This is a genomic window from Flavobacterium columnare (assembly GCF_014844295.1).
GTDB lineage: Bacteria > Bacteroidota > Bacteroidia > Flavobacteriales > Flavobacteriaceae > Flavobacterium > Flavobacterium columnare.
Genome location: NZ_CP054494.1, coordinates 3,079,941 through 3,105,077, shown reverse-complemented (window position 1 = coordinate 3,105,077; position 25,137 = coordinate 3,079,941). Strand labels below are relative to the sequence as shown.

At 31.0% G+C, this 25,137-nt stretch carries 25 protein-coding genes and 3 tRNA genes; 13 read left to right on the top strand and 15 right to left on the bottom strand.

Translation table 11 applies throughout. From position 1 onward, the window contains the following. Positions 1-8: 8 nt before the first annotated feature. Entirely contained in the window at positions 9-821 is an 813-nt protein-coding gene (locus HUE53_RS13720; protein ID WP_014164348.1) for a purine-nucleoside phosphorylase, read from the bottom strand. Next, positions 793-1,821, bottom strand: coding sequence for a tetraacyldisaccharide 4'-kinase (gene lpxK / locus HUE53_RS13715; protein ID WP_014164349.1), 1,029 nt, complete (start codon positions 1,819-1,821; stop codon positions 793-795). Before lpxK ends, HUE53_RS13720 begins: the two co-directional genes overlap by 29 nt. Before the next feature lie 171 nt (positions 1,822-1,992). On the opposite strand from lpxK, the gene HUE53_RS13710 reads away from it, so the two are divergent. From HUE53_RS13710 to rluF, 4 genes are all read left to right on the top strand, one after another. Beyond that, positions 1,993-3,108, top strand: coding sequence for a Nif3-like dinuclear metal center hexameric protein (locus HUE53_RS13710; protein ID WP_014164350.1), 1,116 nt, complete (start codon positions 1,993-1,995; stop codon positions 3,106-3,108). Positions 3,109-3,112: 4 nt separating this feature from the next. Then, the gene (locus HUE53_RS13705) at positions 3,113-3,889 is read left to right on the top strand and encodes a zinc ribbon domain-containing protein (RefSeq protein ID WP_014164351.1); all 777 of its coding nucleotides are present in this window, start codon (positions 3,113-3,115) and stop codon (positions 3,887-3,889) included. A gap of 103 nt (positions 3,890-3,992) precedes the next feature. Further along, complete coding sequence (locus HUE53_RS13700; RefSeq protein WP_014164352.1) at positions 3,993-4,766, top strand: alpha/beta fold hydrolase; 774 nt, start codon at positions 3,993-3,995, stop codon at positions 4,764-4,766. 150 nt (positions 4,767-4,916) lie between these two features. Next, a complete protein-coding gene (rluF, locus tag HUE53_RS13695; RefSeq protein ID WP_014164353.1) occupies positions 4,917-5,672 on the top strand; it encodes a 23S rRNA pseudouridine(2604) synthase RluF in 756 nt (251 codons plus the stop codon). Positions 5,673-5,790: 118 nt separating this feature from the next. Here rluF and HUE53_RS13690 read toward each other — a convergent pair whose 3' ends face one another. Next, positions 5,791-7,329 (bottom strand): hypothetical protein, encoded by a 1,539-nt coding sequence (locus HUE53_RS13690; RefSeq protein WP_065213682.1) that lies wholly within the window; start codon positions 7,327-7,329, stop codon positions 5,791-5,793. A gap of 116 nt (positions 7,330-7,445) precedes the next feature. Between HUE53_RS13690 and HUE53_RS13685 the strand changes: the two genes are divergently transcribed. From HUE53_RS13685 to HUE53_RS13655, 8 genes are all read left to right on the top strand, one after another. Beyond that, positions 7,446-7,874 carry a PaaI family thioesterase gene (locus HUE53_RS13685; protein WP_014164355.1) on the top strand — a complete coding sequence of 143 codons (429 nt, stop codon included), beginning with the start codon at positions 7,446-7,448 and terminating at the stop codon, positions 7,872-7,874. A 44-nt stretch (positions 7,875-7,918) separates the two neighbouring features. After that, positions 7,919-8,998: an isochorismate synthase gene (locus HUE53_RS13680; protein ID WP_065213681.1), complete on the top strand. Its 1,080-nt coding sequence runs from the start codon at positions 7,919-7,921 to the stop codon at positions 8,996-8,998. Positions 8,999-9,015: 17 nt separating this feature from the next. Then, positions 9,016-9,732 (top strand): bacillithiol biosynthesis deacetylase BshB1, encoded by a 717-nt coding sequence (gene bshB1 / locus HUE53_RS13675; protein WP_107317836.1) that lies wholly within the window; start codon positions 9,016-9,018, stop codon positions 9,730-9,732. Positions 9,733-9,817: 85 nt separating this feature from the next. Next, positions 9,818-9,893, top strand: a tRNA-His gene (locus HUE53_RS13670). 35 nt (positions 9,894-9,928) lie between these two features. Beyond that, a tRNA-His gene (locus HUE53_RS13665) sits at positions 9,929-10,004 on the top strand. A 65-nt stretch (positions 10,005-10,069) separates the two neighbouring features. Next, positions 10,070-10,231: a transposase gene (locus tag HUE53_RS13660; RefSeq protein WP_075348576.1), complete on the top strand. Its 162-nt coding sequence runs from the start codon at positions 10,070-10,072 to the stop codon at positions 10,229-10,231. Positions 10,232-10,370: 139 nt separating this feature from the next. Further along, entirely contained in the window at positions 10,371-10,736 is a 366-nt protein-coding gene (locus tag HUE53_RS14615) for an ISAon1 family transposase N-terminal region protein (protein WP_421498116.1), read from the top strand. Next, a complete protein-coding gene (locus HUE53_RS13655; RefSeq protein ID WP_192188847.1) occupies positions 10,726-11,646 on the top strand; it encodes an ISAon1 family transposase in 921 nt (306 codons plus the stop codon). The genes HUE53_RS14615 and HUE53_RS13655 overlap by 11 nt, the downstream gene beginning before the upstream one ends. An 11-nt stretch (positions 11,647-11,657) precedes the next feature. On the opposite strand, the gene HUE53_RS13650 is transcribed toward HUE53_RS13655, so the two are convergent. From HUE53_RS13650 to HUE53_RS13620, 7 genes are all read right to left on the bottom strand, one after another. After that, complete coding sequence (locus HUE53_RS13650; RefSeq protein WP_454951265.1) at positions 11,658-12,659, bottom strand: ISAon1 family transposase; 1,002 nt, start codon at positions 12,657-12,659, stop codon at positions 11,658-11,660. Continuing rightward, positions 12,607-13,524: an ISAon1 family transposase gene (locus HUE53_RS13645; RefSeq protein WP_225556192.1), complete on the bottom strand. Its 918-nt coding sequence runs from the start codon at positions 13,522-13,524 to the stop codon at positions 12,607-12,609. Before HUE53_RS13645 ends, HUE53_RS13650 begins: the two co-directional genes overlap by 53 nt. Before the next feature lie 34 nt (positions 13,525-13,558). Beyond that, positions 13,559-13,942: an ISAon1 family transposase N-terminal region protein gene (locus tag HUE53_RS13640; RefSeq protein ID WP_014165862.1), complete on the bottom strand. Its 384-nt coding sequence runs from the start codon at positions 13,940-13,942 to the stop codon at positions 13,559-13,561. Positions 13,943-14,184: 242 nt separating this feature from the next. Beyond that, positions 14,185-14,265 (bottom strand) — tRNA-Tyr (locus HUE53_RS13635). A gap of 543 nt (positions 14,266-14,808) precedes the next feature. After that, complete coding sequence (gene lpdA / locus HUE53_RS13630) at positions 14,809-16,212, bottom strand: dihydrolipoyl dehydrogenase (RefSeq protein WP_192188576.1); 1,404 nt, start codon at positions 16,210-16,212, stop codon at positions 14,809-14,811. A gap of 83 nt (positions 16,213-16,295) precedes the next feature. Then, on the bottom strand, positions 16,296-16,736 hold the full coding sequence (locus HUE53_RS13625) for an META domain-containing protein (RefSeq protein ID WP_014164359.1): 441 nt from the start codon (positions 16,734-16,736) through the stop codon (positions 16,296-16,298). Further along, on the bottom strand, positions 16,726-17,178 hold the full coding sequence (locus HUE53_RS13620; RefSeq protein WP_014164360.1) for an Lrp/AsnC family transcriptional regulator: 453 nt from the start codon (positions 17,176-17,178) through the stop codon (positions 16,726-16,728). Before HUE53_RS13620 ends, HUE53_RS13625 begins: the two co-directional genes overlap by 11 nt. A 130-nt stretch (positions 17,179-17,308) precedes the next feature. Here HUE53_RS13620 and HUE53_RS13615 point away from each other — a divergent pair, with 130 nt between their 5' ends. Beyond that, the gene (locus HUE53_RS13615; RefSeq protein ID WP_014164361.1) at positions 17,309-19,477 is read left to right on the top strand and encodes a S9 family peptidase; all 2,169 of its coding nucleotides are present in this window, start codon (positions 17,309-17,311) and stop codon (positions 19,475-19,477) included. 417 nt (positions 19,478-19,894) lie between these two features. On the opposite strand, the gene HUE53_RS13610 is transcribed toward HUE53_RS13615, so the two are convergent. From HUE53_RS13610 to hemN, 5 genes are all read right to left on the bottom strand, one after another. Beyond that, positions 19,895-21,010: a peptidylprolyl isomerase gene (locus tag HUE53_RS13610; protein WP_014164362.1), complete on the bottom strand. Its 1,116-nt coding sequence runs from the start codon at positions 21,008-21,010 to the stop codon at positions 19,895-19,897. Positions 21,011-21,029: 19 nt separating this feature from the next. Then, positions 21,030-21,626: a gliding motility-associated peptidyl-prolyl isomerase GldI gene (gene gldI / locus HUE53_RS13605; protein ID WP_014164363.1), complete on the bottom strand. Its 597-nt coding sequence runs from the start codon at positions 21,624-21,626 to the stop codon at positions 21,030-21,032. Then, the gene (locus HUE53_RS13600; RefSeq protein WP_107317834.1) at positions 21,623-22,633 is read right to left on the bottom strand and encodes a DHH family phosphoesterase; all 1,011 of its coding nucleotides are present in this window, start codon (positions 22,631-22,633) and stop codon (positions 21,623-21,625) included. Before HUE53_RS13600 ends, gldI begins: the two co-directional genes overlap by 4 nt. Before the next feature lie 357 nt (positions 22,634-22,990). After that, entirely contained in the window at positions 22,991-23,650 is a 660-nt protein-coding gene (locus tag HUE53_RS13595) for a hypothetical protein (RefSeq protein ID WP_014164365.1), read from the bottom strand. A gap of 118 nt (positions 23,651-23,768) precedes the next feature. Further along, complete coding sequence (hemN, locus tag HUE53_RS13590) at positions 23,769-25,133, bottom strand: oxygen-independent coproporphyrinogen III oxidase (protein ID WP_065213677.1); 1,365 nt, start codon at positions 25,131-25,133, stop codon at positions 23,769-23,771. Between the last annotated feature and the right edge of the window lie 4 nt (positions 25,134-25,137).

Here is a 25,137-nt window from a genome sequence, read left to right as displayed (position 1 = left end):
TGTTGTATTTAATACTGTAAAATGATTTCTTTGATTAATTTGCGTACCTGAGGTTCTGTACTTTTTACAGCTTGTAGAACTTCTTCATGTGTTACACTGTCTATATTTTCGGCATCTCCCATATCTGTTATGACTGAAATTCCGAAAGTTTCTAGTTCCATGTGTCTCGCTACAATTACTTCAGGTACCGTACTCATTCCAACACAGTCGCAACCAACGGCTTTTACCATTTTATACTCCGCTAGGGTTTCATAAGTAGGTCCTTGTAATGCTAAATAGATTCCTTCTTGTACTTCAATTCCTAAATCATTTGCAATTTCTTTTGCTTTTGCCAGCATTTGTCTGCTATAAGGTTCACTCATATTAACGAATCGAGGACCAAAACGTTCGTCATTTTTACCACGTAAAGGATGTTCTGGCATCATATTTAAATGGTCTTTTAATAAAACAATAGAACCCACACTATAATCAGGGTTTACTCCTCCAGAAGCATTGGAAACAATTAATTTGTTTACTCCAATGTATTTCATAACTCGCACAGGAAAAGTTACTTCCTGCATAGTATAACCTTCATAATAATGGAAACGGCCTTGCATGGCTACCACCTTTTTTGAACCTATAGTTCCAAATACTAATGCTCCTTTATGTCCTTGTACAGTAGATACAGGGAAATTAGGAATTTCGCTATAAGATAGTATAAACTCAACTTCAATATCGTCAGTAAAACCACCTAATCCAGAACCTAGAATGATACCATATTCAGGTTCAAAATTGATTTTGTTTGTAATGTAATCAACGGTTTCTTGTACTTTTTCCCACATAGTTTAAAATTTCAGATTCAAATAATATACTTTCTTTGTTAAATAAGCTTTTTATAGGTAAATAATATAGTTGTTCTTTAGGTAATTTTCCTTTTAGACGCACGTAATCTTTTTCTGTTGTTATAATTTTTTTACCTGAGGCACGCTTTAAAATAGATTTTAAATCGGTTGATGTAAAATTATGATGATCTGTAAAGACCATCTGATTCTCCTTTTTAACCTTTAAAAAATTAAAAAAGGGCTCAGGTTTTGCAATTCCTGCAATTACAAGGTAATCGCATTCTAGAGATGAAATAGTAATAGATTGTTCTTCATTATATACCTTTTCATCATACCCTATATAAGAAAAATAAATAGGTGTTTCTCTTTTTGAAAATGACTGTACTTTTTCAACTATTTTTGATTTCGCAATTTCATCAATTTCTTTAGGACATTTTGTGATAATTATCATGTTAGCTCGTTGAGCTCCCTTCTTATTTTCACGCAAATTACCTGTAGGTAACATAAAATCGTTATAAAATAAGTCATCATAAGAAGATAGCATTATGTAAAAACCAGCCTTTACTTTTCTGTGTTGAAACGCGTCATCTAATAAAATAATATCAGGTTTATTTGGTAGTGATAATAATTTTTCAATTCCTTCTTTTCTATTGGCTTCTACGGCTACATGAATTTTAGGAAATTTTTGGAAAAATTGATACGGCTCATCTCCCAAGATTTCACTGGTTACTTTTTCATCAGCTAAAACAAATCCTTTTGATTTACGCTTATAACCACGACTTAATGTTGCTATTTTATATTTACTAGACAATAAACGAATTAAATACTCTATCTGTGGGGTTTTACCTGTTCCTCCTACACTCAAATTGCCAACAGCAATAATAGGAATATTAAAAACGTAAGATTTAAAAAAACCTATATCAAACAAAAAATTTCGAATACAGGTTATTATACCATATACTATAGAAAAAGGAAAGAGTAGTTTTCGAAGCGTTTTCATTTTTAATGACAAATTATACAAAGGTAATAAATCATTAACCAACAGAAAAAATATAATTTGATTCAAAACAAAAGTTTTAGAAAAAAAGAATAATATAACGGCATTACAAATTATTGTATAGCTTCAAAATAAAATCAATAAATTTGCAAAAAGTCAAGAAATAAAGGATTTATGATAATAAATGATATAATTTCTATTTTAGAAGAAATGGCTCCTTTAGCCTATGCAGAAGATTTTGACAATGTAGGCCTATTGGTAGGGAATAGATATTTAGAAGCTACAGGGGTGTTAGTTTGTCATGACGCTTTAGAAACTGTAATTGATGAGGCTATTTTAAAAAAATGCAATATGGTCGTTTGTTTTCATCCCATTCTATTTTCGGGAATTAAAAAAATTACAGGTAAAAATTACGTTGAACGAGCCATTTTAAAAGCAATCAAAAATGATATAGCTATTTATGCCGTACATACAGCCTTAGACAATCATCAAGAAGGAGTTAATAAAATATTTTGTGATGCTTTGGGATTACAAAATACTAAAATACTGATCCCCAAACCTCATTTTATTCAAAAGCTAGTGACTTATACAATCCCAGAAAATGCAGCACAAGTTCGTCATGCTCTATTTAAGGCAGGAGCTGGAAAAATTGGGAACTATGAAGATTGCAGTTTTAGTTCAAGAGGAAAAGGAACTTATATGGGGAACGAAAATAGTACCCCCGAAGTAGGGAAACCACTTGAATTTATAGAAGCAGAGGAAATTAAAATAGAAGTTACTTTTGAAAAATATAGACAAGGAAAGATTTTAAAAGCTTTATTTGAAAATCATTTATATGAAGAGGTTGCATACGAAATATACAATTTAGAAAATTTGCATCAGAATATAGGTTTAGGTATGATAGGTGAATTAGAAACACCAATGGATGAAAAAGAATTTCTTCAGTTTGTAAAAGAAAAAATGCAATGTGAAGGCATTAGACATACTCACTTTATGCAAAAAAATATTAAAAAAGTTGCTGTTTTAGGAGGGGCTGGAGCTTTTGCTATTCAAAATGCTATTCAAAATGGAGCAGATGCGTACTTAACAGCAGATCTAAAATATCATAATTTTTACGAAGCGGAAAGCAAAATTTTACTAGCTGACATTGGGCATTTTGAAAGTGAAAGATTTACAAAAAAATATATTGTTGATTTTCTTAAGAAAAAAATTTGTAGTTTTGCAAACTATTTGTCGAAAGACAAAATTATGTTATCTGAAATAAATACAAATCCAGTTAATTACTTGTAGAAATATGGCAACAAAAGAATTGAATGTAGAAGAAAAATTAAGAGCGTTATACGACTTACAATTAATCGATTCAAGAATCGACGAAATTAGAAACGTGAGAGGGGAATTACCTCTTGAAGTGGAAGATTTAGAAGATGAGGTTGCTGGTTTGACTAAAAGAGTTGAAAAATTAAAAGCTGATTTAGATTCAATCGAAGAACAAATAAAAGGCAAAAAGGGTTCTATAGAGGAACACAAGGAAGCAATTAAAAAATATACTGCGCAACAGAAAGAAGTTCGTAATAACCGTGAATTTAATTCTTTGACAAAAGAAGTTGAGTTTCAGGAACTTGAAATTCAATTAGCAGAAAAGCATATTCGTGAAATGAAAGCTTCAATTGAACATAAAAAAGTTTCGATTGCTCAAACAAAAGAAAAATTAGATGCAAAATCAACTCACCTGAAGCACAAAAAGTCAGAATTACAAGAAATTATGGCTGAAACACAAAAAGAAGAAGCTTTTTTAGTGAGTAAATCACAAGAATTTGAAGAACAGATAGAAGAGCGTTTATTAAAAGCCTACAAACGTATTCGCGGAAATGTACGCAATGGTTTAGCAGTAGTTTCTATTGAACGTGGGGCTTCAGCAGGATCTTTTTTTACAATTCCACCGCAAACACAAATGGAAATTGCCGCTCGTAAAAAGGTAATTACTGACGAGCATAGTGGACGAATTTTAGTTGATGCCGTTTTAGCGGATGAAGAAAGAGAAAAAATAGAACAATTATTTGCTAAAATATAATTATAGTAAATCCCGAGCAATCGGGATTTTTTTTATGAATCATTTTTTTTATTTTTTATTTACTAAATCCATAGGCTTATACCTTAATATTTTGAGTTTTTTAATGCCTAAAAAAGCATTAGAAATTTCATTTCTCCTTTTTAGTACACCTAGAAAAGGAAAATTAAAAAAAGAAAAACTTCCCCAATTTTTACAAAACCCTAAAAAAGAACGATTAAATTATAAAGATTCTTTTTTTCAAACCTATGTTTGGGAAGGGAATGATACAAGAATACTTTTAGTTCATGGTTGGCAAAGTAATTCCTCACGTTGGGAAAATATGTTCTCTTATTTAAAAAAAACAGGAAGTACTATTATAGCCCTTGATGCACCTGCCCATGGTCTTTCGGAAGGAAAAAAATTTAGTATTCCCCAATACAGTCAATTTATCAGCAAAACAGTTCAAAGATACCAACCGCAATACCTAATAGGACATTCAATAGGAGGCAAAGCCTGTTTGTATTATCAATACAATTTTCCAACAAACGTAATAAAAAAAATAATTATTTTAGGAGCTCCTTGTGATTTTACAACAATTCTAAAAAATTACACAGATTTATTAAGTTTAAACGCAAAACTGGTGAAAGAATTAAAAAATAAATGTACGACCGAATATAAACAAAAAATAGAAACATTTTCTGCTGATTTATTTGTACAAAATACAAAGATAAAAGGATTAGTTGTTCATGATATTCATGATAAAACAGTGTCTATTGATGAGGGAATAAAAATAGTAAAAGCTTGGAAAAATGCACGTTTTCTTCAAACTAAAGACTTAGGGCATTCGTTGCAAAATTCAGAAGTTTTTAAAGAAATTGGCCTGTTTTTATTTGATTAAAACATACTTACCTACAAACAATACACTTGTTGTTTAAATAAAGATAAATTTTCTTACCAATGAAAGTTGCCCAATGCAGAAATTCAAATTGTAATGTCCTTTTCTTATATATGCAATCTGATTTCTAATATCTATTATTATCTTTGCCAAATGGAAGAGAATAAGACAAGAATTAATAAATTTTTATCAGAAACAGGTTTTTGTTCCCGTCGTGAAGCAGATAAATTATTAGAACAAGGACGAATAACAATTAATGGAAAAAAACCAGAGCTAGGCACTAAAGTATCTTTAGAAGACGAAATAAGGGTTGATGGTAAGCTTATTCGAGAAAAGACAAGTAAACCCATTTATTTAGCCTTTCATAAACCTGTAGGAATAGAGTGTACAACCAATCTAAAAGTAAAAAATAATATAATTGATTATATTAATTACCCCAAAAGAATTTTTCCTATAGGTCGATTAGATAAAGCTAGTGAAGGTCTTATATTCATGACAGATGACGGAGATATTGTAAACAAAATATTAAGAGCTCGTAACAATCACGAAAAAGAGTATATTGTAACCGTAGATAAACCAATAAACGAACGTTTTATACAACGTATGGGGAATGGAATACCTATTTTAGGAACGGTAACACGTAAATGCAAAGTAGAAACAATCAATGCTACAACATTTAAAATAATATTAACACAAGGGTTAAACAGACAAATTCGTCGTATGTGTGAATATTTAGGGTATGATGTAGTACGATTAAAAAGAGTACGCATAATAAATATTTCATTAGATATTCCACTAGGTCGATACAGAGCACTAACAGAAAATGAAATAAATCAATTAAGTAAATTAATTGCTCCTTCTAGCAAAACAGAAGAGGCTAGTTTTTTAAAATCAAATAAAAAAGAATGATTTCTTTTTAAATAATGACTCTTTTTACTAAATAACAAGAATAAAAAATCCAATTATGAATGGACATAATTGGATTTTTTAATAAAATACCTTTTGAAGGTATTATGGCAAAAAATAATTACTCATTTAAATGTTGATAAGCCCCTAAATCAGAAGGTAGTGTCCTGTTTTTACCCTCTATGTCCTTAGGAATTAAAAAAGAGTCATTTCCTTTTGCTATAGCAACAGAGTTTTTAAGAATTCGAAGATCGTTTTTAAAAGGATCCTTAAATTTAGGATCAAAATTATTTTGACGTGTATTTACAATATTATTGTTGCTAGTATTTTTTATAAAATCATATAAAGAAGTGTTGTACTGATTATTTGTATCATTAAACTTTATTAAACAGTAACTAAAATCAAGGTTGAATGCAGCTAAATTATTTTTTTTCAAGCCTAATTCAATATTGTTATTGCCATAGATTATACAATTTACAAAACTAGCCAAGCTAAGATCGGAAATCAATAAAACATCTTTTTGTTTGTATGTATTATCTATATAGACACATGGGGTTTGACGATTACTATTATTCCAGTAGTTTGCAAAAGTACACGATTTAAAACGATATTCACCTCCTAATGTACAGGCTAAACTAGCCTGCCCACATTTGTTAATAACAATGTTTTCGCCATATATTTTCCCTTTTCTAGCAGCTAATCCAAAATCACTAGAGTTGTATATTTGTGTGTTAAATATATTAGTGGTAGATCCATCGTTTTTATCTACGAAAATACCAAATGAGCTGTTTTTGATAGTTAAATGATTAAATTCATTTTTTGTGCTCCCGTCAGCTAAATAAATCCCTCCCCATTGCCCAGGAATATCCGCATATTTTGGTTCTAAACGATCACTTTCAAATACTACTTCTTTTTCTAGCTTTTTTGGATCACTAGATTCCTCTCCATTTATCTTAATACTCCCTGATTTTTTTACAAAAATGCCTGATTGATTATGACAATATATCCTAGCTCCAGGATCTATTATTAATGTTTTATCGGCGGGAACTCCAGCATACCCATAAATAACATACGGTTTTTTATTGGTAAAATGAAGTTCATTACCATTAATGGGGTCTTTTTCGCTTAATTCAAAGCCATAAACAGTATTGTCAGGTACCAAATTATCTAAAGTTAATTTTTCTTTTTTTTCAGGATATAAAAAAACGGCATCTTGAATGAGTGTAACTAAGTCCACTTTTTGTTGATTGAGTCCTGTGTCAAACAAAATTTGATCTGTATAAAGATAGTCTGTTACATCCGCATCTTTAATATCCGCTGTTTCTTCAATGAAAATATATAGACTATCATTGGCTAAAATTTCTACATCGTTAAATATTTTACCCTGATTATTCATACCAGTTGTGCCATCAATCATTAATCTGTATTTAGAAAGGGTTCCTTTGGCTAGAGAAACCGTAGGGATGCGTATATCTTTATGGCTCTTGTTGTATACTTTTAGAGAATATGTACTAGAAGAAACTCCTGAAAAAACAGTATCTAGGTAAACTGTGTTTTTAGAGAATAATAATTGCCCGTTACTAAGTTCTGTTTCAAAATCTTTTCGGCAAGAAATAAATATTGAAATGATGCTAATTAAAAAAAATAAATATTGACGCATTATATATATAATTTGGTATAAAAATACTGAAAATAAAAATGTAAAATATTGTTTTTTTATCCGCTGAATATCTTTTAATCCTATTTTTTGTACTTTTGATAGGATATTTTATTAATATGATACTGGATAAAGAAAAATTTATTGAAAAATGCAACGTTTTGTGTCAAAATACATTGATGCAAACTTTAAAAATAGAATTTATAGAAGCGGGGGATGATTATCTAGTAGCTCAAATGCCTGTGGATAGTAACGTGCATCAACCAATGGGGTTGTTGCATGGAGGTGCTACTGTAGCTTTAGCAGAAAGTGTTGGCAGTGCAGCCTCGCTTATGTTTATAAATCTAGATAAACAAGAGGTTAGAGGAGTAGAAATAGCCGCCAATCATTTAAAAAGTAAGAGAACAGGAATAGTAACAGCAACAGCCAAATTAGTTCATAAGGGAAGATCTTTGCATTTATGGGAAATAAGAATCGAGGATGAAAATAAAACATTAATTTCATTATGTAAATTAACAAATATGGTATTACCCAAAAGAGAACAATAGTTTGTTTTTAGTTTTCAGTGGTGTTTTAACTAAAATATAATAAAATGAAAAGCATATTTGAAAGGGTAAGAATTCAACAAAAGATGAATTTGCCATTTGTTCTTTATCGTAAACCTAATACAAAGACATTAGTAGGAATTTTTCAAGAAAATGACCATATTTATTTTACAGAAAACTTTACTGAAGAAGCCTTTGTTTTTGCTCCTTTTGATGGAGTACCCATCATTTTTCCATTAGAAAAAGCAGAAATAAAATACAACTCTGTTTATTTTGATCATCTAATGCAAGAATTAGAAACAAATATTTTAGAAGATCAGATAGAAAAACAAAGTTTTATTGAATTAGTTGAAAATGGAATAAAAACAATAAAAACAGGTGTTTTTGATAAGGTAGTACTTTCAAGAACCGAAATGATTCAAATAAATCATTTTGATTTATTTACAAGTTTTGAACAGATGCTTTTTAAGTACCCTTCTGCTTTATGTTATACTTGGTACCATCCAAAAATTGGATTATGGATGGGGGCTACTCCTGAAAAATTGTTTGCTATTAAAGAAAATAAATTTCAAACGATGGCTTTAGCAGGTACTCAGGTTGTTAAAAATGAAGAATGCGTTTTGTGGGGAGATAAGGAAAAAAAAGAGCAACAATTTGTAACAGACTTTATAAAACAAGAATTAGGGAGTGTGGTTACTGACCTTCAAGTTTCGGAAGCCTATACTAGTAAAGCAGGAAATTTATTCCATTTAAAAACAGATATAAAAGGCAGAATAAAAGAAGTTGCCAATTTAAAAAAAATTATTGATGTTTTGCATCCAACTCCAGCTGTATGTGGAGTTCCTAAAAATTTAACCAAAACATTTATAGAAAAATCAGAAGGATACGATCGAGAATTTTATACTGGATTTTTGGGTGAATTAAATATAGATTGTAGTACAAACGAAAAAGCAACTGATTTGTATGTTAATTTAAGATGTATGAAGGTTTCTGAAAATAAGATAAATTTATTTATGGGATGTGGAGTTACAGAAGGAAGTCATCCAGAATTAGAATGGTATGAAACCCTTAACAAAAGTAAAACCATGCGAATGATTATAAATAATTTAAAAGAAGAAGTAGTATAAAGAAGCAATTTTAAATAATGAAATTAGATATATTAGCATTTGGTGCGCATCCTGATGATGTAGAGTTAGGCTGTGCGGGTACTTTAGCAAAAGAAGCAAGTTTAGGTAAAAAAGTAGGAATAGTAGATTTGACAAGGGGGGAGTTAGGAACCCGTGGTACTGCTGAAATTAGAGATTTAGAAGCATTAAAAGCAGCTGAAATTTTGAAGGTTAAAATACGAGAAAATTTAAACTTTAAAGATGGATTTTTTAGCAATGATGAACAACATCAATTACAGGTTATCAAAATGATCCGTAAGTATAAACCCGAAATAGTATTGTGTAATGCCGTTCAAGATAGACACATAGATCATCCGAAAGGTAGTAGTTTAGTTTCTGACGCTTGTTTTTTATCAGGATTACCTAAAATAAAAACAGAACTGGAAGGACAATATCAAGAAGCTTGGCGACCTAAAAAAGTTTACCATTATATACAATGGATGAATATAAAACCTGATTTTGCGGTTGATATTTCAGGATTTATAGAGCTAAAGATGCAGTCTATTTTAGCGTATTCTTCTCAATTCTATGACCCTAACTCATCAGAACCAGAGACACCTATAACTTCAAAAAACTTTTTAGAGAGTGTTCAATACCGAGCACAAGATTTAGGAAGATTAATAGGGACGGATTTTGCTGAAGGATTTACTGTAGAAAGATGTTTGGCAGTCAGTAATTTAGGGGATTTGTTGTGATTTTTTTAAATAATTATTTGCAAGACTAAAATTTTGTAGTATATTTGCACTCGCAATACAGAAGTAATGAGTGTTGCTTAAAAATGGTGATTGTAGCTCAGTTGGTTAGAGCGTCGGATTGTGGTTCCGAAGGTCGTGGGTTCGAGACCCATCATTCACCCGAATTAATACTTTAGGTGTTTTTAAAATACATAATGGTGATTGTAGCTCAGTTGGTTAGAGCGTCGGATTGTGGTTCCGAAGGTCGTGGGTTCGAGACCCATCATTCACCCTAGAAAGAGATCCTGTTTGAAAAAGCAGGATTTTTTGTTTTTGATATTCATTTGTTAGGTGAAGGGTGGTGAATCGCTACAAAGCGATGTTAAACTACTTTGATAATAGAAGTACTAATGCAGCTGCTGAATCTTTTAATGCTAAAATAAAAGCCTTTAGAAGTTACTTTAGAGGGGTAAGAAAGATAGATTTCTTCTTATTCAGATTATCTAATCTTTTTGCATAATCCCCAACTTTTGTTCTTGATCCCTAATTTCAATAAACTTTCGTCAATATCATATTTTATAATGCTTTACAGTGTTTTTGCCGGCTCAAGTCAAAAAGTTGTGGAGAAATTTTAAAATAGTTTACTTTGTATTGATTAAATTATAGAAAAGGACTGTTCTTTTAATACGTTAATAACACTTTTATTACCTGAATATCTAACCCATTATTTTGAACTAACTTCAATTGATAAAGAAGAAGAAGTTTTACATTTATATTTAGAAGAATTAAATGAAATTCCTATAGAATATTCAAAAGATAAATTACAATCAAAAGGTTTTTTTGAATCTATTACCGTTCAAGATTTTCCAATAAGAGGTCACGTAGTTTATTTACATATAAAAAGAAGAAGATGGCTTAATTTGTCTACCGATAAAGTTGTTTTTAGAGATTGGAATATAGTAGCAAAAGGCACTCGCTTAACACAAGAGTTCGCCTCTTTTTTAAAAGAAGTCAATAGATACTAATGCTCATGATACTAAAAGTATTGCCAAATTTTATGGTGTTAAAGGCAAAATACTTCAAAATCAGTATAAAGATTTTTTAAGCGATTATTCTAACTGGAATCAAAAAGCTCATGCTAAAGAATGGTTATTATATCCTCAAAACATAGGGCAGAATTTATCTATTGATGAAACAGCTCTTTCTTATGATGAACTTTACACCATAATCACTAACAAGAAAGCTAAAGGCAAAGCTGGAAGCATTGTAGCTATCATCAAAGGGACTAAAGCAGATAATGTTATTGAAGTATTAAATAAAATACCCTTAAAAATAAGAAATAAAGTTAAAGAGATGACTTTGGATATGGCTCCCAATATGGAACTAATTGTGAAAAAATCTTTCCCTAACGCTACTCTGGTAACTGATAGATTCCACGTGCAAAAATTAGCCATTGAAGCCTTACAGGAAATTAGAATTAAACATCGATGGCAAGCAATAGATGATGAAAACGAAGCCATTGAAAAAGCCAAACGAAATAAGAAAAAATTCAACCCCATAATTCTTGAAAATGGTGAAACTAAAAAACAACTTCTAGCCAGAAGTAGATACTTGTTGTATAAAAGGGAAAATAAATGGACAGAAAATCAAAAAGAAAGAGCTAAAGTTTTATTTAAAAACTATCCGGATTTAAAAACAGCTTACCAACTATCAATGGAATTATCAGATATCTTTAAAGAAACAAAAGATAAAATTTATGGTTATACCAAATTGGCTAAATGGCATGAAAAAGTAAATCAATCTGGATTCAAAACATTTAATACAATATCAAGAACAATAACAAATCATTATAAAACAATACTAAATTACTTTGACAACAGAAGTACCAATGCTTCAGCCGAATCTTTTAATGCAAAAATAAAGGGCTCAGATTAATTTTTTGGGGATTAAGCAAAAAGTTTCTCCATTCTAAAGAGGAAGAATTTAGTATCCACCACACCTCTTTGATTAGCTCTAAAGAGTTTTATTTTTGAGTTAAAGGATTCAGCATTTGCGTTTGTATGTCTTTTTACGAAGAAGTTTGCAATTGTTTCCAAATGATAATTTAAACTATTGGCAACGGTATTAAAGACAGTCATTTTAAATTCTTTGGTTTTGGATATCCAATTCAATATTTTTTGTTTAGCCTCTTCTTTTGAGGTGTATTCATAAATATTTCTAAACTCTTGGGTGTGTTTATAAGCTTGATGTATTAGAGGATAATGTTGGAACAATATTTGGGCTCGTACTTTTTGGGTTTCTGTCCATTGGTTGGGTTTCTTGGCAATGATATAACGACATCGAGCCAATAGTTGTTTGGGAGTGTCTTCATTTTCAAAAGTTATTGGAATGTATTTTATTGCTTGCTCTTTTGCTTTTTTGATAGCCTGATTCTCTTTTTCAATCTCCTCCCAGCGATATTTTATCCTTAAATGCTGGAGAGCTTCCATTACCAACTTTACCACATGGAAACGGTCTGTGACAAGGTAACTTTCAGGAAAACACATTCTTGATGCTGATTGCATATTGTTTGCCATATCAAGTGTTATCGATTTTACTTGTTTTCTATGCGAAAGTGGAATTTTAGTAACCACATCAATAATGTCCTGACTTTTGGTGCCTTTTATAACCGCCACTAAGGATTTCTTTTTGCCTCTTCCTTGTTTATTGGTTACAAAAGTATAAAGTTCACCTTTTGACAAACTTACTTCATCAATACTTAAATTCTCCCCAATATTTTCGGGGTAAATCAGATGATTTTCGGCATGTTCTAACTGTTTCCAACTTGTAAAACCACTGATTCTTTTTTTGTAATGTCTTCGCAGTAAATCAGGGCTCAGATTAATTTTTTGGGGATTAAGCAAAAAGTTTCTCCATTCTAAAGAGGAAGAATTTAGTATCCACCACACCTCTTTGATTAGCTCTAAAGAGTTTTATTTTTGAGTTAAAGGATTCAGCATTTGCGTTTGTATGTCTTTTTACGAAGAAGTTTGCAATTGTTTCCAAATGATAATTTAAACTATTGGCAACGGTATTAAAGACAGTCATTTTTAATTCTTTGGTTTTGGATATCCAATTCAATATTTTTTGTTTAGCCTCTTCTTTTGAGGTGTATTCATAAATATTTCTAAACTCTTGGGTGTGTTTATATGCCTGATGTATTAGAGGATAATGTTGGAACAATATTTGGGCTCGCACTTTTTGGGTTTCTGTCCATTGGTTGGGTTTCTTGGCAATGATATAACGACATCGAGCCAATAGTTGTTTGGGTGTGTCTTGGTTTTCAAAAGTTATTGGAATGTATTTTATTGCTTGCTCCTTTGCTTTTTTGATAGCTTGATTCTCTTTTTCAATCTCCTCCCAGCGATATTTTATCCTTAAATGCTGGAGAGCTTCCATTACCAACTTTACCACATGGAAACGGTCTGTGACAAGGTAACTTTCAGGAAAACACATTCTTGATGCTGATTGCATATTGTTTGCCATATCAAGTGTTATCGATTTTACTTGTTTTCTATGCGAAAGTGGAATTTTAGTAACCACATCAATAATGTCCTGACTTTTGGTGCCTTTTATAACCGCCACTAAGGATTTCTTTTTGCCTCTTCCTTGTTTATTGGTTACAAAAGTATAAAGTTCACCTTTTGACAAACTTACTTCATCAATACTTAAATTCTCCCCAATATTTTCGGGGTAAATCAGATAATTTTCGGCATGTTCTAACTGTTTCCAACTTGTAAAACCACTGATTCTTTTTTTGTAATGTCTTCGCAGTAAATCAGCTTTAATGCCATAATAACTGGCAATGTTACTTATCGTATCTTCTCGGGTCTCTACCTGTACCTTTTAAAAAATCCGAAAGTTCAACAGTTAATTTGGAACCTTCTGCAATAAAAGAATAATCGCTTTTAATTTCTGACTTATCTACTGTATTTCGCCACCTACGTCTTCTGATACCTAAATAAACAGCCTTTCCTCGTATTGGAAAATCTTGTATCAAAGTACGCTCACAAAAGCCTTTTGACTCATATTCCTCTGAAATGAAACCTTCGGGAATAATGTTCTTTTCATCAAGATAGATATAAAAGCAATCCTTTTTTGTTTGAATATCTCCTAATTCTATAAAATCAACAATATCAAAATGACATAATAATTCTTCGGGTAGAAAAGCAGAAAGTATCGAAAAATCCATTTACTTTTTTTGTCGCAATTTACAATTACTCCCCATATTTTTTATGTGAGCCAAATAAAGGCTTTTAGAAGTAAATTTAGAGGCGTAAGAAACATAGAATTCTTCCTTTTTAGACTTACAAATTTATATGCCTAATTTATCAAATCCACAGGTTTTAGACTTGATCCGTTTTTGCCAACCATTTTTGACTATTGAATAAATAAAAAAAAACCGATAATAATTAAATTATCGGTTTTTATGGGTGGGGAGAGCAGGATTCGAACCTGCGAAGGTTTCCCAACGGATTTACAGTCCGTCCTCGTTGGCCGCTTGAGTATCTCCCCCTCGCTTGACCTTGTTTGCTTGATTGCGATGCAAAATTACGATTGTTTTTTATAAAAACAAGCTTTTTTTTACTTTTTTTACTTGTTTTTTCTAAGTTCTTGATTTTTAAATAGATATTTTTTTAAGTGAATTGTTTTTAATATGCTTTCTACTTTATTGTAAATAAATAGATTTTGAAAATCTTATTTATTTATTGACTTGTCTGTAAAAAAGTGATGTGAGTGTCCTGAAAAAAGGTATTTCTTTTCTATAAAAGGGATCTATGAAAATTATATTCAAGAGGGGGTTGTGTGTATTTTGTTAATAAGAGAGCATGTTCTAAAATAGGAATTGACTTTTGTAGAGTTGTGTATATGAAAATAATCTCTTTATAAGTATTTTGTTTTTGTAATAAGAAGGGTGTTCTAAAAGATTGTAATCTTGTTATTTTGGTCAAAGGGAGAAATCACATAGTATTGGTAATGTGACTTCTCCTGTTGTTGAGGTGATAAAGATGTAAAGCTACTTATCTTTAGACACCTTCTTTGATTTGTATGTTAAAATTAGATATGTAATGCTCTTTTACCAGTAGCGTCTAAAGCAGCTTCTTTGATTGCCTCTGCAAAAGTAGGATGAGCATGTGACATTCTTGAAATATCTTCTGCACTAGCTCGGAACTCCATAGCGGTAACAGCTTCTGCGATTAAATCAGCAGCACGAGCACCAATGATATGTATGCCTAATACTTCGTCAGTAGAGGAATCAGCTAATATTTTTATAAAGCCATCGGTATCGGCACTTGCGCGAGCACGTCCTAATGCTTTGAAAGGAAAGTTACCAACTTTATAGTTTTTGCCTTCGGCTTTTAATTGCTCTTCTGTTTTTCCTACAGCTGAAACTTCTGGCCAAGTATATACTACTCCAGGGATTAAGTTGTAATCAATATGAGGTTTTTGTCCAGCTAAATATTCGGCTACCATAACGCCTTCTTCTTCTGCTTTGTGTGCTAACATAGCTCCGCGGATTACATCGCCAATAGCATAAATATTGGGAGTAGACGTTTGTAAATGATTGTTTACTTCTACTTGGCCTCTTTCTGTAAGTTTTACACCTGCTTTATCAATATTTAAGCCATCTGTATAAGGCCTACGGCCTACGGCTACTAAGGCATAATCGCCCTCAAGAACGATTTCTTGTCCTTTTGTATTATCGGCTTTTACAACAACTTCATTTCCATTACGAGACACTTCTTTTACTTTGTGTGAAGTATAAAATTTCATGCCTTGTTTTTTTAATAATTTAGTCAATTCCTTGGATAAAGCGCTGTCCATGCCAGGGATAATTCTATCCATGAATTCAACCACTGATACTTGAGCTCCTAGGCGTAAGTACACTTGCCCTAATTCTAAACCAATTACCCCTCCACCAATGATGATTAAATGTTTAGGAACCTCGGGTAGTTTTAGAGCTTCAGTAGAAGTAATAATTCTTTCTTTGTCAATTTTGATGAAAGGTAAGCTAGATGGTTTTGAACCTGTAGCAATAATCGTATTTTTTGCTTCAATTTTTTCGATAGAGCCATCTTCTTTTGTTATGTTTAAAGTAGTTGCGTTTTCGAATGATCCAACACCTTGAAATACGGTAATATTGTTTTTATCCATTAAAAACTTAACTCCACCGCAAGTCTGATCTACTACAGATTGTTTGCGTTCGATCATTTTTTGAAGATTGATTTTTACATCACCTGAAACTTCAATTCCGTGATCTGCAAAGTGTTGCAATTCTTCATAATGATGAGAAGAAGCTAATAATGCTTTTGAAGGTATACATCCTACATTTAAACAAGTACCTCCAAGAGTGGCATATTTTTCAATAATAGCCGTTTTCATTCCTAGTTGTGCGCAACGAATTGCCGATACGTATCCGCCAGGACCTGAACCTATTACAACTACGTCAAATGTGCTCATAAATATTTATTTTATGTTGTTTTAAAAAATTGATCACAAAATTAACAATTTATAATATAAAAAATTGAGATAATTTGTGATATTTAATCCCAATCAGCGGCAACAAAACGCATTTTCTTTTTTTCATTTATAAAAAGTTCTAATTGATGTGCTTTTGTAGCGTTAAAACTATTAACTTTTGGTATTAATTTTGCAAAAATTTCTTCGATTTTTGCGGTTTCTTCACAAAACATTTTAGTTGAAATAATATTCGTAGCAGAAAAAGTATTAGAGTTTTTAAATTGATAACTAAAATTAAATTTATTACAACCTAAGTAGGCTGATGCTTCTCCATTTTTTATAGTCATATCAATATACGCATTATTTCTTATAAGTATTTCAGAAGGGATTGAATCCATTTCTACAAGCATCCATTTTCTGTTAAGGAGCCTTTCTTTTTCTTTAATTACTTTAGAGTGGCAAGAAAAAAAGAAAACAATAAAAGTTAAAACGATGCTTTTTTTTATTAGTTTTTTAAATATCATAAACGGTTGTGCTTTTTACTTCTCCAATCATAAATGAAGAATGGGTACTTCCAATGTGTTTAATAGATGTTAGTTTGGTAACCATGAACTCTCTATATTCTTCCATATCTGCCACACAAATTTTTAAGATGTAATCATAATCACCGCTTACATGAAAACATTCTAAAACTTCATCTAGTTTTAATATAGCATTTTCAAAATCAGCAATAAATTCATGATTATGTTGTATTAGTTTAATATGACAAAAAACGACATAACTTTTGTTTATTTTTTTTCGGTCTACTAATGCTACATATTTTTTTATGGTCCCGTCTTTTTCTAATTTTTTTATGCGTTCGTAAACTGCGGTAACGGATAAATTGAGTTTTCCTGAAAGTTCTTTTGTGGTTTGTTTACTATCTTCTTGAAGTAATTTCAATAATTTTTTATCTATGATGTCCATTTGTTTAAAAATTTTCGTTAAAAGTATTCTTTTATATTTATATTCAGAAAAAAAAACTAAAACTTTTGAATAATATTTTAACTTATTAAGTATTCTTATTTTTGGAAATAATTTACAAAAAAATTAATTAATGAAAAAATACACTTTTAGTTTGCTTTTGATTGGGGGTATGACATTTGCACAAAAGTTGACTATTGAGGAAACTGTTACAGGAGGAAGAAAGTTTGCTCCCAGTACACAATTAGCGCAGCAATGGCGTAAAAATTCAAAAGCAATTACTTATTTAAGTTCAGATTTTTCAAATTTATTAGAAAAAAGTGTTTCTAATGGTTGGAAAGAAACAATTTTGGCCACAAAGTATGATTTTGAAAAAGAGTTAAAGGATAAAATAAATTCAGATGATTTTTTGTTGAGAAGTTTTCCAATGTCTATCGAATGGAAATCTATTGATACATTTGAAACAGAAATAATAGGTAAAAAGAATAATTATAGGGTTACTTATGATGTTATTACTAAGAAGATTATAAATGTTGTTACTTATAGTAATGAAGTGAGTCAAGTAAAATTTGCATCGAATGGAAATGTAGCATGGCTAAAAGATAATAATATACAAGTTGCCTCTTTTTCTGGAAATGTTATAAATGTAACGAATGATACAGATAAAGGTATTGTAAATGGTTCTGATTACGTACACCGCCAAGAATTTGGTATTGACCGAGGGATGTGGTGGAATGAAGCAGGGACAAAATTAGCTTATTATCGTAAAGACGAAACCATGGTAGCTAATTATCCATTAATAAACTGGAATGAGCCAGAGGCGGTTAATAAAGATATTAAGTATCCAATGGTTGGAATGACTAATGAAAAAGTTACTTTAGTTGTTTTTGATTTGGCTTCTGGTAAAAAAGTAACAATGCAAACAGGGGAACCCAATGACCAATATTTAACAATGGTTTCTTGGGAACCTACTGGAAAGCATATTTTTATAGGAATCTTAAATAGAGAGCAAAATCATTTGAAATTTAATAAATACGATGTGCAAACAGGGGCTTTTGTAAAAACTTTGTTTGAGGAAAAGGCTTCTACTTGGGTTGAACCACAGCACCCATTGATCTTTGTTCCTACTAATCCTTCTCAATTTATTTACCAAACTGATTTTAACGGATTTAATCAAATGTATTTATATAATACGGATGGTAAATTATTAAAGAACTTAGGATATAAGGATGTCGTAGTGAAAGAATTTTTAGGGTTTGATGAAAAAGGACTAAAAGCGAACTATGTAGGAACCGCTAATAATGGGCTAGATCGTCAGTTATACCAAGTGGATTTAGAATCTGGGAAAACAACACAATTAACAATTGTTTCAGGAACTCATACAGCTTCCGTTTCTTCCGATGGAACGATGGTATTAGATCAATATAATAATATTACAACACCAAATGAAATTTCGGTTATTGATATTAAATTAAAAAAAACAACGCAATTGATAAAAGCTGACAATCCTTTTGTAGGAAAGATTGATATGCCCAAAATAGAATTGGTAACCATAACTTCTGCTGATGGAAAAACCCCTTTGAATGGAAGAATTATTTATCCCGCTAATTTTGATGTCACTAAAAAATATCCTGTCATGGTATATGTTTATGGAGGTTCTCATGCTCAATTAGTTAATAACCGTTGGTTAGGAGGAGCTAGTTATTTTGATTTATATATGGCTCAAAATGGGTATGTAGTATTTACTATGGATAATCGTGGTAGTGATTCGCGTGGTAAAAAATTCTGTGATGTAAATCATCGTCAGTTAGGAGTGAATGAGATGGCAGACCAAATGGAAGGTGTAAAATTCTTAAAATCAAAATCATTTGTAGACCAAGATAAAATTGGAGTTTTTGGATGGAGTTTTGGTGGATTTATGACTACTAGCTTAATGACAAGTCAAGTTGATACTTTTAAGGTAGGTGTTGCTGGTGGTCCAGTAATTGATTGGAAATACTATGAAATCATGTATGGAGAGCGTTATATGGATACACCACAGGAAAATCCAGAAGGGTATAGTAAAACCTCTTTATTAGATAAGGCTAAAAATTTAAAAGGACGTTTGTTAATCATTCATGGAGCTCAAGATCCTGTTGTGGTACAGCAAAACAGCATGAATTTTATTGAAGCCTGTATTAAAGCGGGTAAACAGGTAGATTATTTCTTATATCCTAATCACGAACATAATGTAGGAGGAAGGGATAGAATTCATTTATATGCTAAAATTGCTGATTATTTTGATACACATTTGAAGAAATAATAGACACATTTACTTTTGAGCAAAACTTTAGAATCCGTTTTATTTTTAAACGGATTTTTTTATGATGTACGGTTATTATGATATTAGATTGTGTTATGAGCAGTGAATTTTTTCTTAAATTCTCTAATAGTGTGTATCTGAGTTTAAAAATAAAATGATAAGATTGTAAGAATATAAGGGAAGGATAAATGAAAATGGGTCTGTAATTAAAAATCGTTTTTAGAGAATTAGTAGTATAGATAGAAATTCATCTAAGAAAATAAGGATTATAATATTTTAATAAAAGAGGGTGTCCTAAAAGTTTGCAATCTTGTTATTTAAAGGGAGAAATCATTATTTATAATGGGCTTCTCCTGTCCTTTAAATATTAAGTTACTACTTTTTTAGACACCCGCTTGTGTATGATGTGTATTTTATCTATTTATTAGGAGTAGCTTCTGGCATTTTGTCTAATAATTCAAGTTCGAAAACTAAGTTTGTGTTAGGAGGAATTACACCACCTGCTCCTTGTGCTCCATAACCTAAGTTAGCTGGAATGAATAAAATAGCTTTATCTCCGAGGTTCATTTTTTCTAGGCCTTCTAAAAAGCCTGGTATTAAGCCTTCTTTTTTACCAGCTTGAAAAGGGAACGGTTGATAAGCTTTAGCTGCTGCTCTACGTTCGTCTAGTTTACCGAAATCTTTTGCTACTTGTTCGTAACTAGTATCAAATAGAGTTCCGTCTTCAAAATAACCTGCATAATGAACGTATACAGTAGATCCTGTTTCTGGTTTTTTGCCTGTTCCTTTGGAAACTATTTGGTATAATAAGCCTGTATCTGATTTGGTAGCGGTTGTTTTTGTTTGAGTAAAATAAGCGATTTTAGTTGCTTTTACTTTTAGTAATTTAGATTCTATTTCTTTTTGTGCTTTTATTTCTTTGTCAACGCTTTCTTTGAAAATTTTTGCCGCATCAAATTTTTTAGCTTTAGCCCCTTTTCTAATGATAATTATTTTGTTAATTGTATCATCTTGAGCAATTTTATTTACTACTTCTTGTCCAGTTATAACATGACCAAATACCGTATGACGACCATCTAACCAAGGAGTTGCTTTGTGGGTAATAAAAAATTGACTTCCATTAGTACCTGGTCCAGCATTAGCCATAGAAAGGATTCCAGGACCTGTGTGTTTTAACTCTGGTACGATTTCATCTTTAAATTTATACCCAGGACCTCCGCTTCCGTTACCATCAGGGTCACCTCCTTGAATCATGAAGTCGGCAATTACACGATGAAATTTTAGGCCATCATAAAAAGGTTTTCCTGTATATTTTGTATTTACCATAGGATTTTTACCTTCTGCTAAAGAAACAAAGTTAGCTACCGTAATAGGTGTTTTTTCAAATTCTAGTTGTACTACAATTTTACCTTTGCTTGTTTCTATTTCTGCAAATAAACCTTCTCCTGTTTGATTTTCACCTTTTGAATTACAAGATGAAAAAGAAAATAAAAAAGTAAAAAAACTTAAAATTAAACTTATCATTTTTCTCATTTTAGTTAATAATTGATTTTTAGTTATTATTTTTTTCTATATCTGAAGGGACAATAGTTTTATTGTTTTTTTCCTTCTTAATATCGTTGAGTGTAATTGTGCAGATCAAAGGTTGGTTGATGCCAATTTTATTATTGTCTCCGTGGTATCCAAATGCTAAATGGGAGGGTAATAAGAAGGTTACTTTTTCACCTTTTTGCATTAACTTTATCCCATCTTGAAGGCCTTTTATAAAATCCTGTTGATCTACTTTATATATTTGGGGTTTTAGTTCGGCTTGGGTATAAATTATTTTTCCTTTTATATCTTTAATTTCATAATCAAAAAACGCAAGATCGCCTTTAATAGGTTTTGGTTGTTCGGTTGTATTTTTGATATTATAAAAATACCAATAACCTTTTGTAGAAGCAGTATACTGATGAGTAGTATCTTGTTTGATTATATTAATGATAATTTCCTCTTCATTTTTGTTTAATTTTTTATTACGATCAATGGACTGCTTCATGAATTCTCCTGTTTTATGTGATATAGGTTTTCTAGCTTCTTGTTTTTGCGTACAACAAGTAACTAAATTCATAGCAAGAGTTATAAAGGTAATGATTTTTAATGTTTTCATTTTCTTGTGTCTTTAACAATACTAATAAATTGATTTACGGTTTCTTCTAAATTTAAATTTGATTTTCCACCTGCTGCATTTAAATGCCCTCCACCATTGAAATGCTTTCGAGCAAACTGGTTAACGTCAAAATCGCCTTGGGAGCGGAATGAAATTTTGATGATTCCTTCTTCTTTATTTTCGATAAAAATAGCAGTAAAATCAATTCCTTTTATACTAAGGCCGTAATTTACAAATCCTTCGGTATCACCTTTTTGATGTGAAAAAAGGTTTAGTTCTTCTTGACTTAAAGTAATGTAAGAAGTTTTATAATCTTGCATTATTTGCATATTCTGCAGAGCTTTTCCTAATAATTGTAATCGGTTGTAGGAACTGGTATCGAAGAGATTGTTGTGTATTTCAGCATTTTTAATTCCTCTTTTTATTAAATCAGAAGCTACTTCATGTGTGGTATTTGTAGTAGATGAAAATCTAAAAGAACCAGTATCTGTTACTAATCCTGTATAAATGCAGGTGGCAATAGTACTATCTATTAGTTTTTCGTAGCCTATGTAATGTATAAAATGATACACCATTTCACAGGTAGAACTCATAGAAGTATCAGAATATTTATAAAGAGCATAAGAATCGGGTAATTGATGGTGATCAATCATGATAAATGTTTTATCAAGTGTAGATAAAAAACGTTCCATTAGATCACCTGTTCTATGTAAGGCATTAAAATCGAGTGTAAAAACTAAATCAGAAGAATTAAGTTGTTCTTGACAAAGTTGTGTTTCTTTTTCGTATATCAAAACATTTTCAGAGTTAGGCAACCAAGCCAAAAAACTGGGGAAATCATTAGGCGCTATTACTGTAGCTTTGTGTCCTAACTTTTTTAGGAAGTGATATAATCCTAAAGTAGACCCCATAGCATCACCATCTGGGTTGCGATGAGGGATAATTGTTATCTTTTTTGGGGTAGCTAATAATTTTTTTATAGCTATAATTTCATTTGCATTCATCATAATGCCAAAAATAGTATTTTTTTATTCAAATATATACTATGGATTTGTAAAGATTATAGAGTTTTATAATTTTATTTTGAAGTACAATCATAAAATCAATTTTTTTGATCTTATTTTTATTTTAGGTATTTTTTTAGATTGATTCGAGAGTATTTTATATATAGAAAAAGGGTGTCCTAAAGGTTGTAATTTTGCCATTTCTACTCAAGGGAGGCTTGAACGAAGTGAACAGGAGAAGAAAATTACATAGTGTTGATAATGTGACTTCTCCTGTTGTTAAAGCGACAAACTAGATGTTGAGTTATTACTTTTTAGAGACCCGCTTTTAATTAATACTAAAGAGTTTTTGTTTTTGAATTATTTTTGAAAATAATCAGTTTCTATTCCATTAGATTTTATTTTAATGAGGGCTGGATTTTTATTTCCTTCACATTGTATAGTATCGGTTCCATTTGTGTAGTTTGCACCTTTTGACCAAGCTTCAATTTGGTTATATATGGTTGTTTTTCCAGATTTGGTAATACGTAATAAATTTATTTTTTCTGTATTTATATAACTTAATTCAATTTGATCATTTTTGTCTTTTCCGTTAATTGCTACTGTGTTTATAGGACTTATTAAAACAAGTTTTTGATCTTTATTATCTATTTTTAAAATTGCGTTATCTCCATTGCATTCTAAGTTGTATTTGTTATCTTGGTAGATGGCTCCTTTGGCCCAAGCTTCTTTTTGTGGTAGGATAACTAATTCTTTTTCGTCTAATGATATAATAGCTACTCTTTTACCTTCTTTTTCAGTGTGATAGATGGAGTAGTTTTTGCCATCAAGAGCCTTGTAAATATAGGTATTGCTAGCCTTTTCAATTGCTTCATCGTTGAGTGCTGTTTTTTCAGCAGTTGTAGTGTCTACCTTTGAAAGTGTATCATTTTTACTCGTATTATCCGTTTGAGGGGTAACTTCTTTTTTACAGCTTAGAAGACATAATAAAAGACCTAAGCTTAATGTTAGTTTTTTCATATTTTTTTTATGTATAGTTGTTACAAATTTAAGCTTAATTTAAGTATTATGATTTCTAAAAATGAATAATTAAATGTAGAAAAAATTTAATACTGAAAAAGTTGTTTATTTAATTATATTAAATAGTCATAGAAAATAATTGGGTTTGAGGTGTTTTTCTTTTTAATCTTAAATCAAAAGCCATACAAATGTTACGTACAAAAGGTTTTCCTTTTTCTGTTACAGTTATGGCATTGGGCTGAAGAATAACTAGTCCGTCTAATTCCATTTCTTTTAATTGAGTAAGAATTTGAGGCATATCTTCTAGATATAAGTGATTAGTATCCCATGAGGTTGTAAATTGACACATTAGATTAAGTATATGTTTACGGATCACTAAATCTTCTTTTGATAAGATATGCCCTTTAGAGATAGGAAGTATATTATTTGCTAAAGCGGTATAGTAGTCTTCAACTGTTTTTTCGTTTTGAGCAAAACTATACCAACTATCACTAATAGAAGAAACTCCCAAACCTATCATCAATTGAGTTTTAGATGCTGTATATCCCATAAAATTGCGATGTAATTTTCCTTCTTGTGAGGCGATATAGAGTGAATCTTTTTTTCGTGCAAAATGATCCATTCCAATCTCATGGTATCCTTTTTTATATAAGAGTTGCTTACCTATTTCGTATAATTTTCTTTTTTCTTCGTCTTTAGGTACGTCTTGGTCATTAAAGCCTCTTTGTCCATTACCTTTTATCCAAGGAACGTGAGCATAGCTATAAAAGGCTAATCGTTCAGGTAAAAGAGATTTGGTTTTTTCAATAGTGTCTACTATATTTTCTATTCCTTGAAAGGGAAGACCAAAAACCAAATCGTGTGATATAGAGGTATATCCTATTTCTCTTGCCCATAAAGTTACTTTAGCTACATTTTGAAAAGGTTGAATTCTATTAATAGCTTTTTGAACTTTTTCACTATAATCCTGAACGCCAAAGCTTACTCTACGGAATCCTAGATCATAAAGAGTTTGTAAATGAGTTCGAGTTGTATTATTAGGGTGTCCTTCAAAACTAAATTCATGATCAGGAGCTATTTTAGCTTTTGATAAAATTCCGTTAATAAGGAGCGTAAGGTTTTCATTTGAGAAAAAAGTAGGTGTACCGCCCCCTAAGTGAATTTCTTTTATGATTGGGGGTTCATGAAAAAGGGCGCAGTATAAATTCCACTCTTTTAATACGGCATCTATATAGGGTTTTTCTACTTCGTGACGTTTGGTAATACGCTTGTGACAACCACAAAAGGTACAAAGACTTTCACAAAAGGGAAGATGAATATAAAGGCTAATACCTTCTTTCTTATTGCTTTCGTGAAATGATTTTAATACTGTTTTTGTCCATTCTTTAACAGTAAATTCCTGATTTTCCCAATAAGGAACGGTTGGATAGCTGGTGTATCGAGGACCAGGCACATTGTATTTCTGTATTAATGATGTTGACATACCT

Coding starts and splice junctions, on each gene's coding strand:
- HUE53_RS13720 (WP_014164348.1), bottom strand. CDS start 821: ATGTGGGAAAAAGTACAAGAAACCGTTGATTACATTACAAACAAAATC.
- lpxK (WP_014164349.1), bottom strand. CDS start 1,821: ATGAAAACGCTTCGAAAACTACTCTTTCCTTTTTCTATAGTATATGGT.
- HUE53_RS13710 (WP_014164350.1), top strand. CDS start 1,993: ATGATAATAAATGATATAATTTCTATTTTAGAAGAAATGGCTCCTTTA.
- HUE53_RS13705 (WP_014164351.1), top strand. CDS start 3,113: ATGGCAACAAAAGAATTGAATGTAGAAGAAAAATTAAGAGCGTTATAC.
- HUE53_RS13700 (WP_014164352.1), top strand. CDS start 3,993: ATGCCTAAAAAAGCATTAGAAATTTCATTTCTCCTTTTTAGTACACCT.
- rluF (WP_014164353.1), top strand. CDS start 4,917: ATGGAAGAGAATAAGACAAGAATTAATAAATTTTTATCAGAAACAGGT.
- HUE53_RS13690 (WP_065213682.1), bottom strand. CDS start 7,329: ATGCGTCAATATTTATTTTTTTTAATTAGCATCATTTCAATATTTATT.
- HUE53_RS13685 (WP_014164355.1), top strand. CDS start 7,446: ATGATACTGGATAAAGAAAAATTTATTGAAAAATGCAACGTTTTGTGT.
- HUE53_RS13680 (WP_065213681.1), top strand. CDS start 7,919: ATGAAAAGCATATTTGAAAGGGTAAGAATTCAACAAAAGATGAATTTG.
- bshB1 (WP_107317836.1), top strand. CDS start 9,016: ATGAAATTAGATATATTAGCATTTGGTGCGCATCCTGATGATGTAGAG.
- HUE53_RS13640 (WP_014165862.1), bottom strand. CDS start 13,942: ATGGATTTTTCGATACTTTCTGCTTTTCTACCCGAAGAATTATTATGT.
- lpdA (WP_192188576.1), bottom strand. CDS start 16,212: ATGAGCACATTTGACGTAGTTGTAATAGGTTCAGGTCCTGGCGGATAC.
- HUE53_RS13625 (WP_014164359.1), bottom strand. CDS start 16,736: ATGATATTTAAAAAACTAATAAAAAAAAGCATCGTTTTAACTTTTATT.
- HUE53_RS13620 (WP_014164360.1), bottom strand. CDS start 17,178: ATGGACATCATAGATAAAAAATTATTGAAATTACTTCAAGAAGATAGT.
- HUE53_RS13615 (WP_014164361.1), top strand. CDS start 17,309: ATGAAAAAATACACTTTTAGTTTGCTTTTGATTGGGGGTATGACATTT.
- HUE53_RS13610 (WP_014164362.1), bottom strand. CDS start 21,010: ATGAGAAAAATGATAAGTTTAATTTTAAGTTTTTTTACTTTTTTATTT.
- gldI (WP_014164363.1), bottom strand. CDS start 21,626: ATGAAAACATTAAAAATCATTACCTTTATAACTCTTGCTATGAATTTA.
- HUE53_RS13600 (WP_107317834.1), bottom strand. CDS start 22,633: ATGATGAATGCAAATGAAATTATAGCTATAAAAAAATTATTAGCTACC.
- HUE53_RS13595 (WP_014164365.1), bottom strand. CDS start 23,650: ATGAAAAAACTAACATTAAGCTTAGGTCTTTTATTATGTCTTCTAAGC.
- hemN (WP_065213677.1), bottom strand. CDS start 25,133: ATGTCAACATCATTAATACAGAAATACAATGTGCCTGGTCCTCGATAC.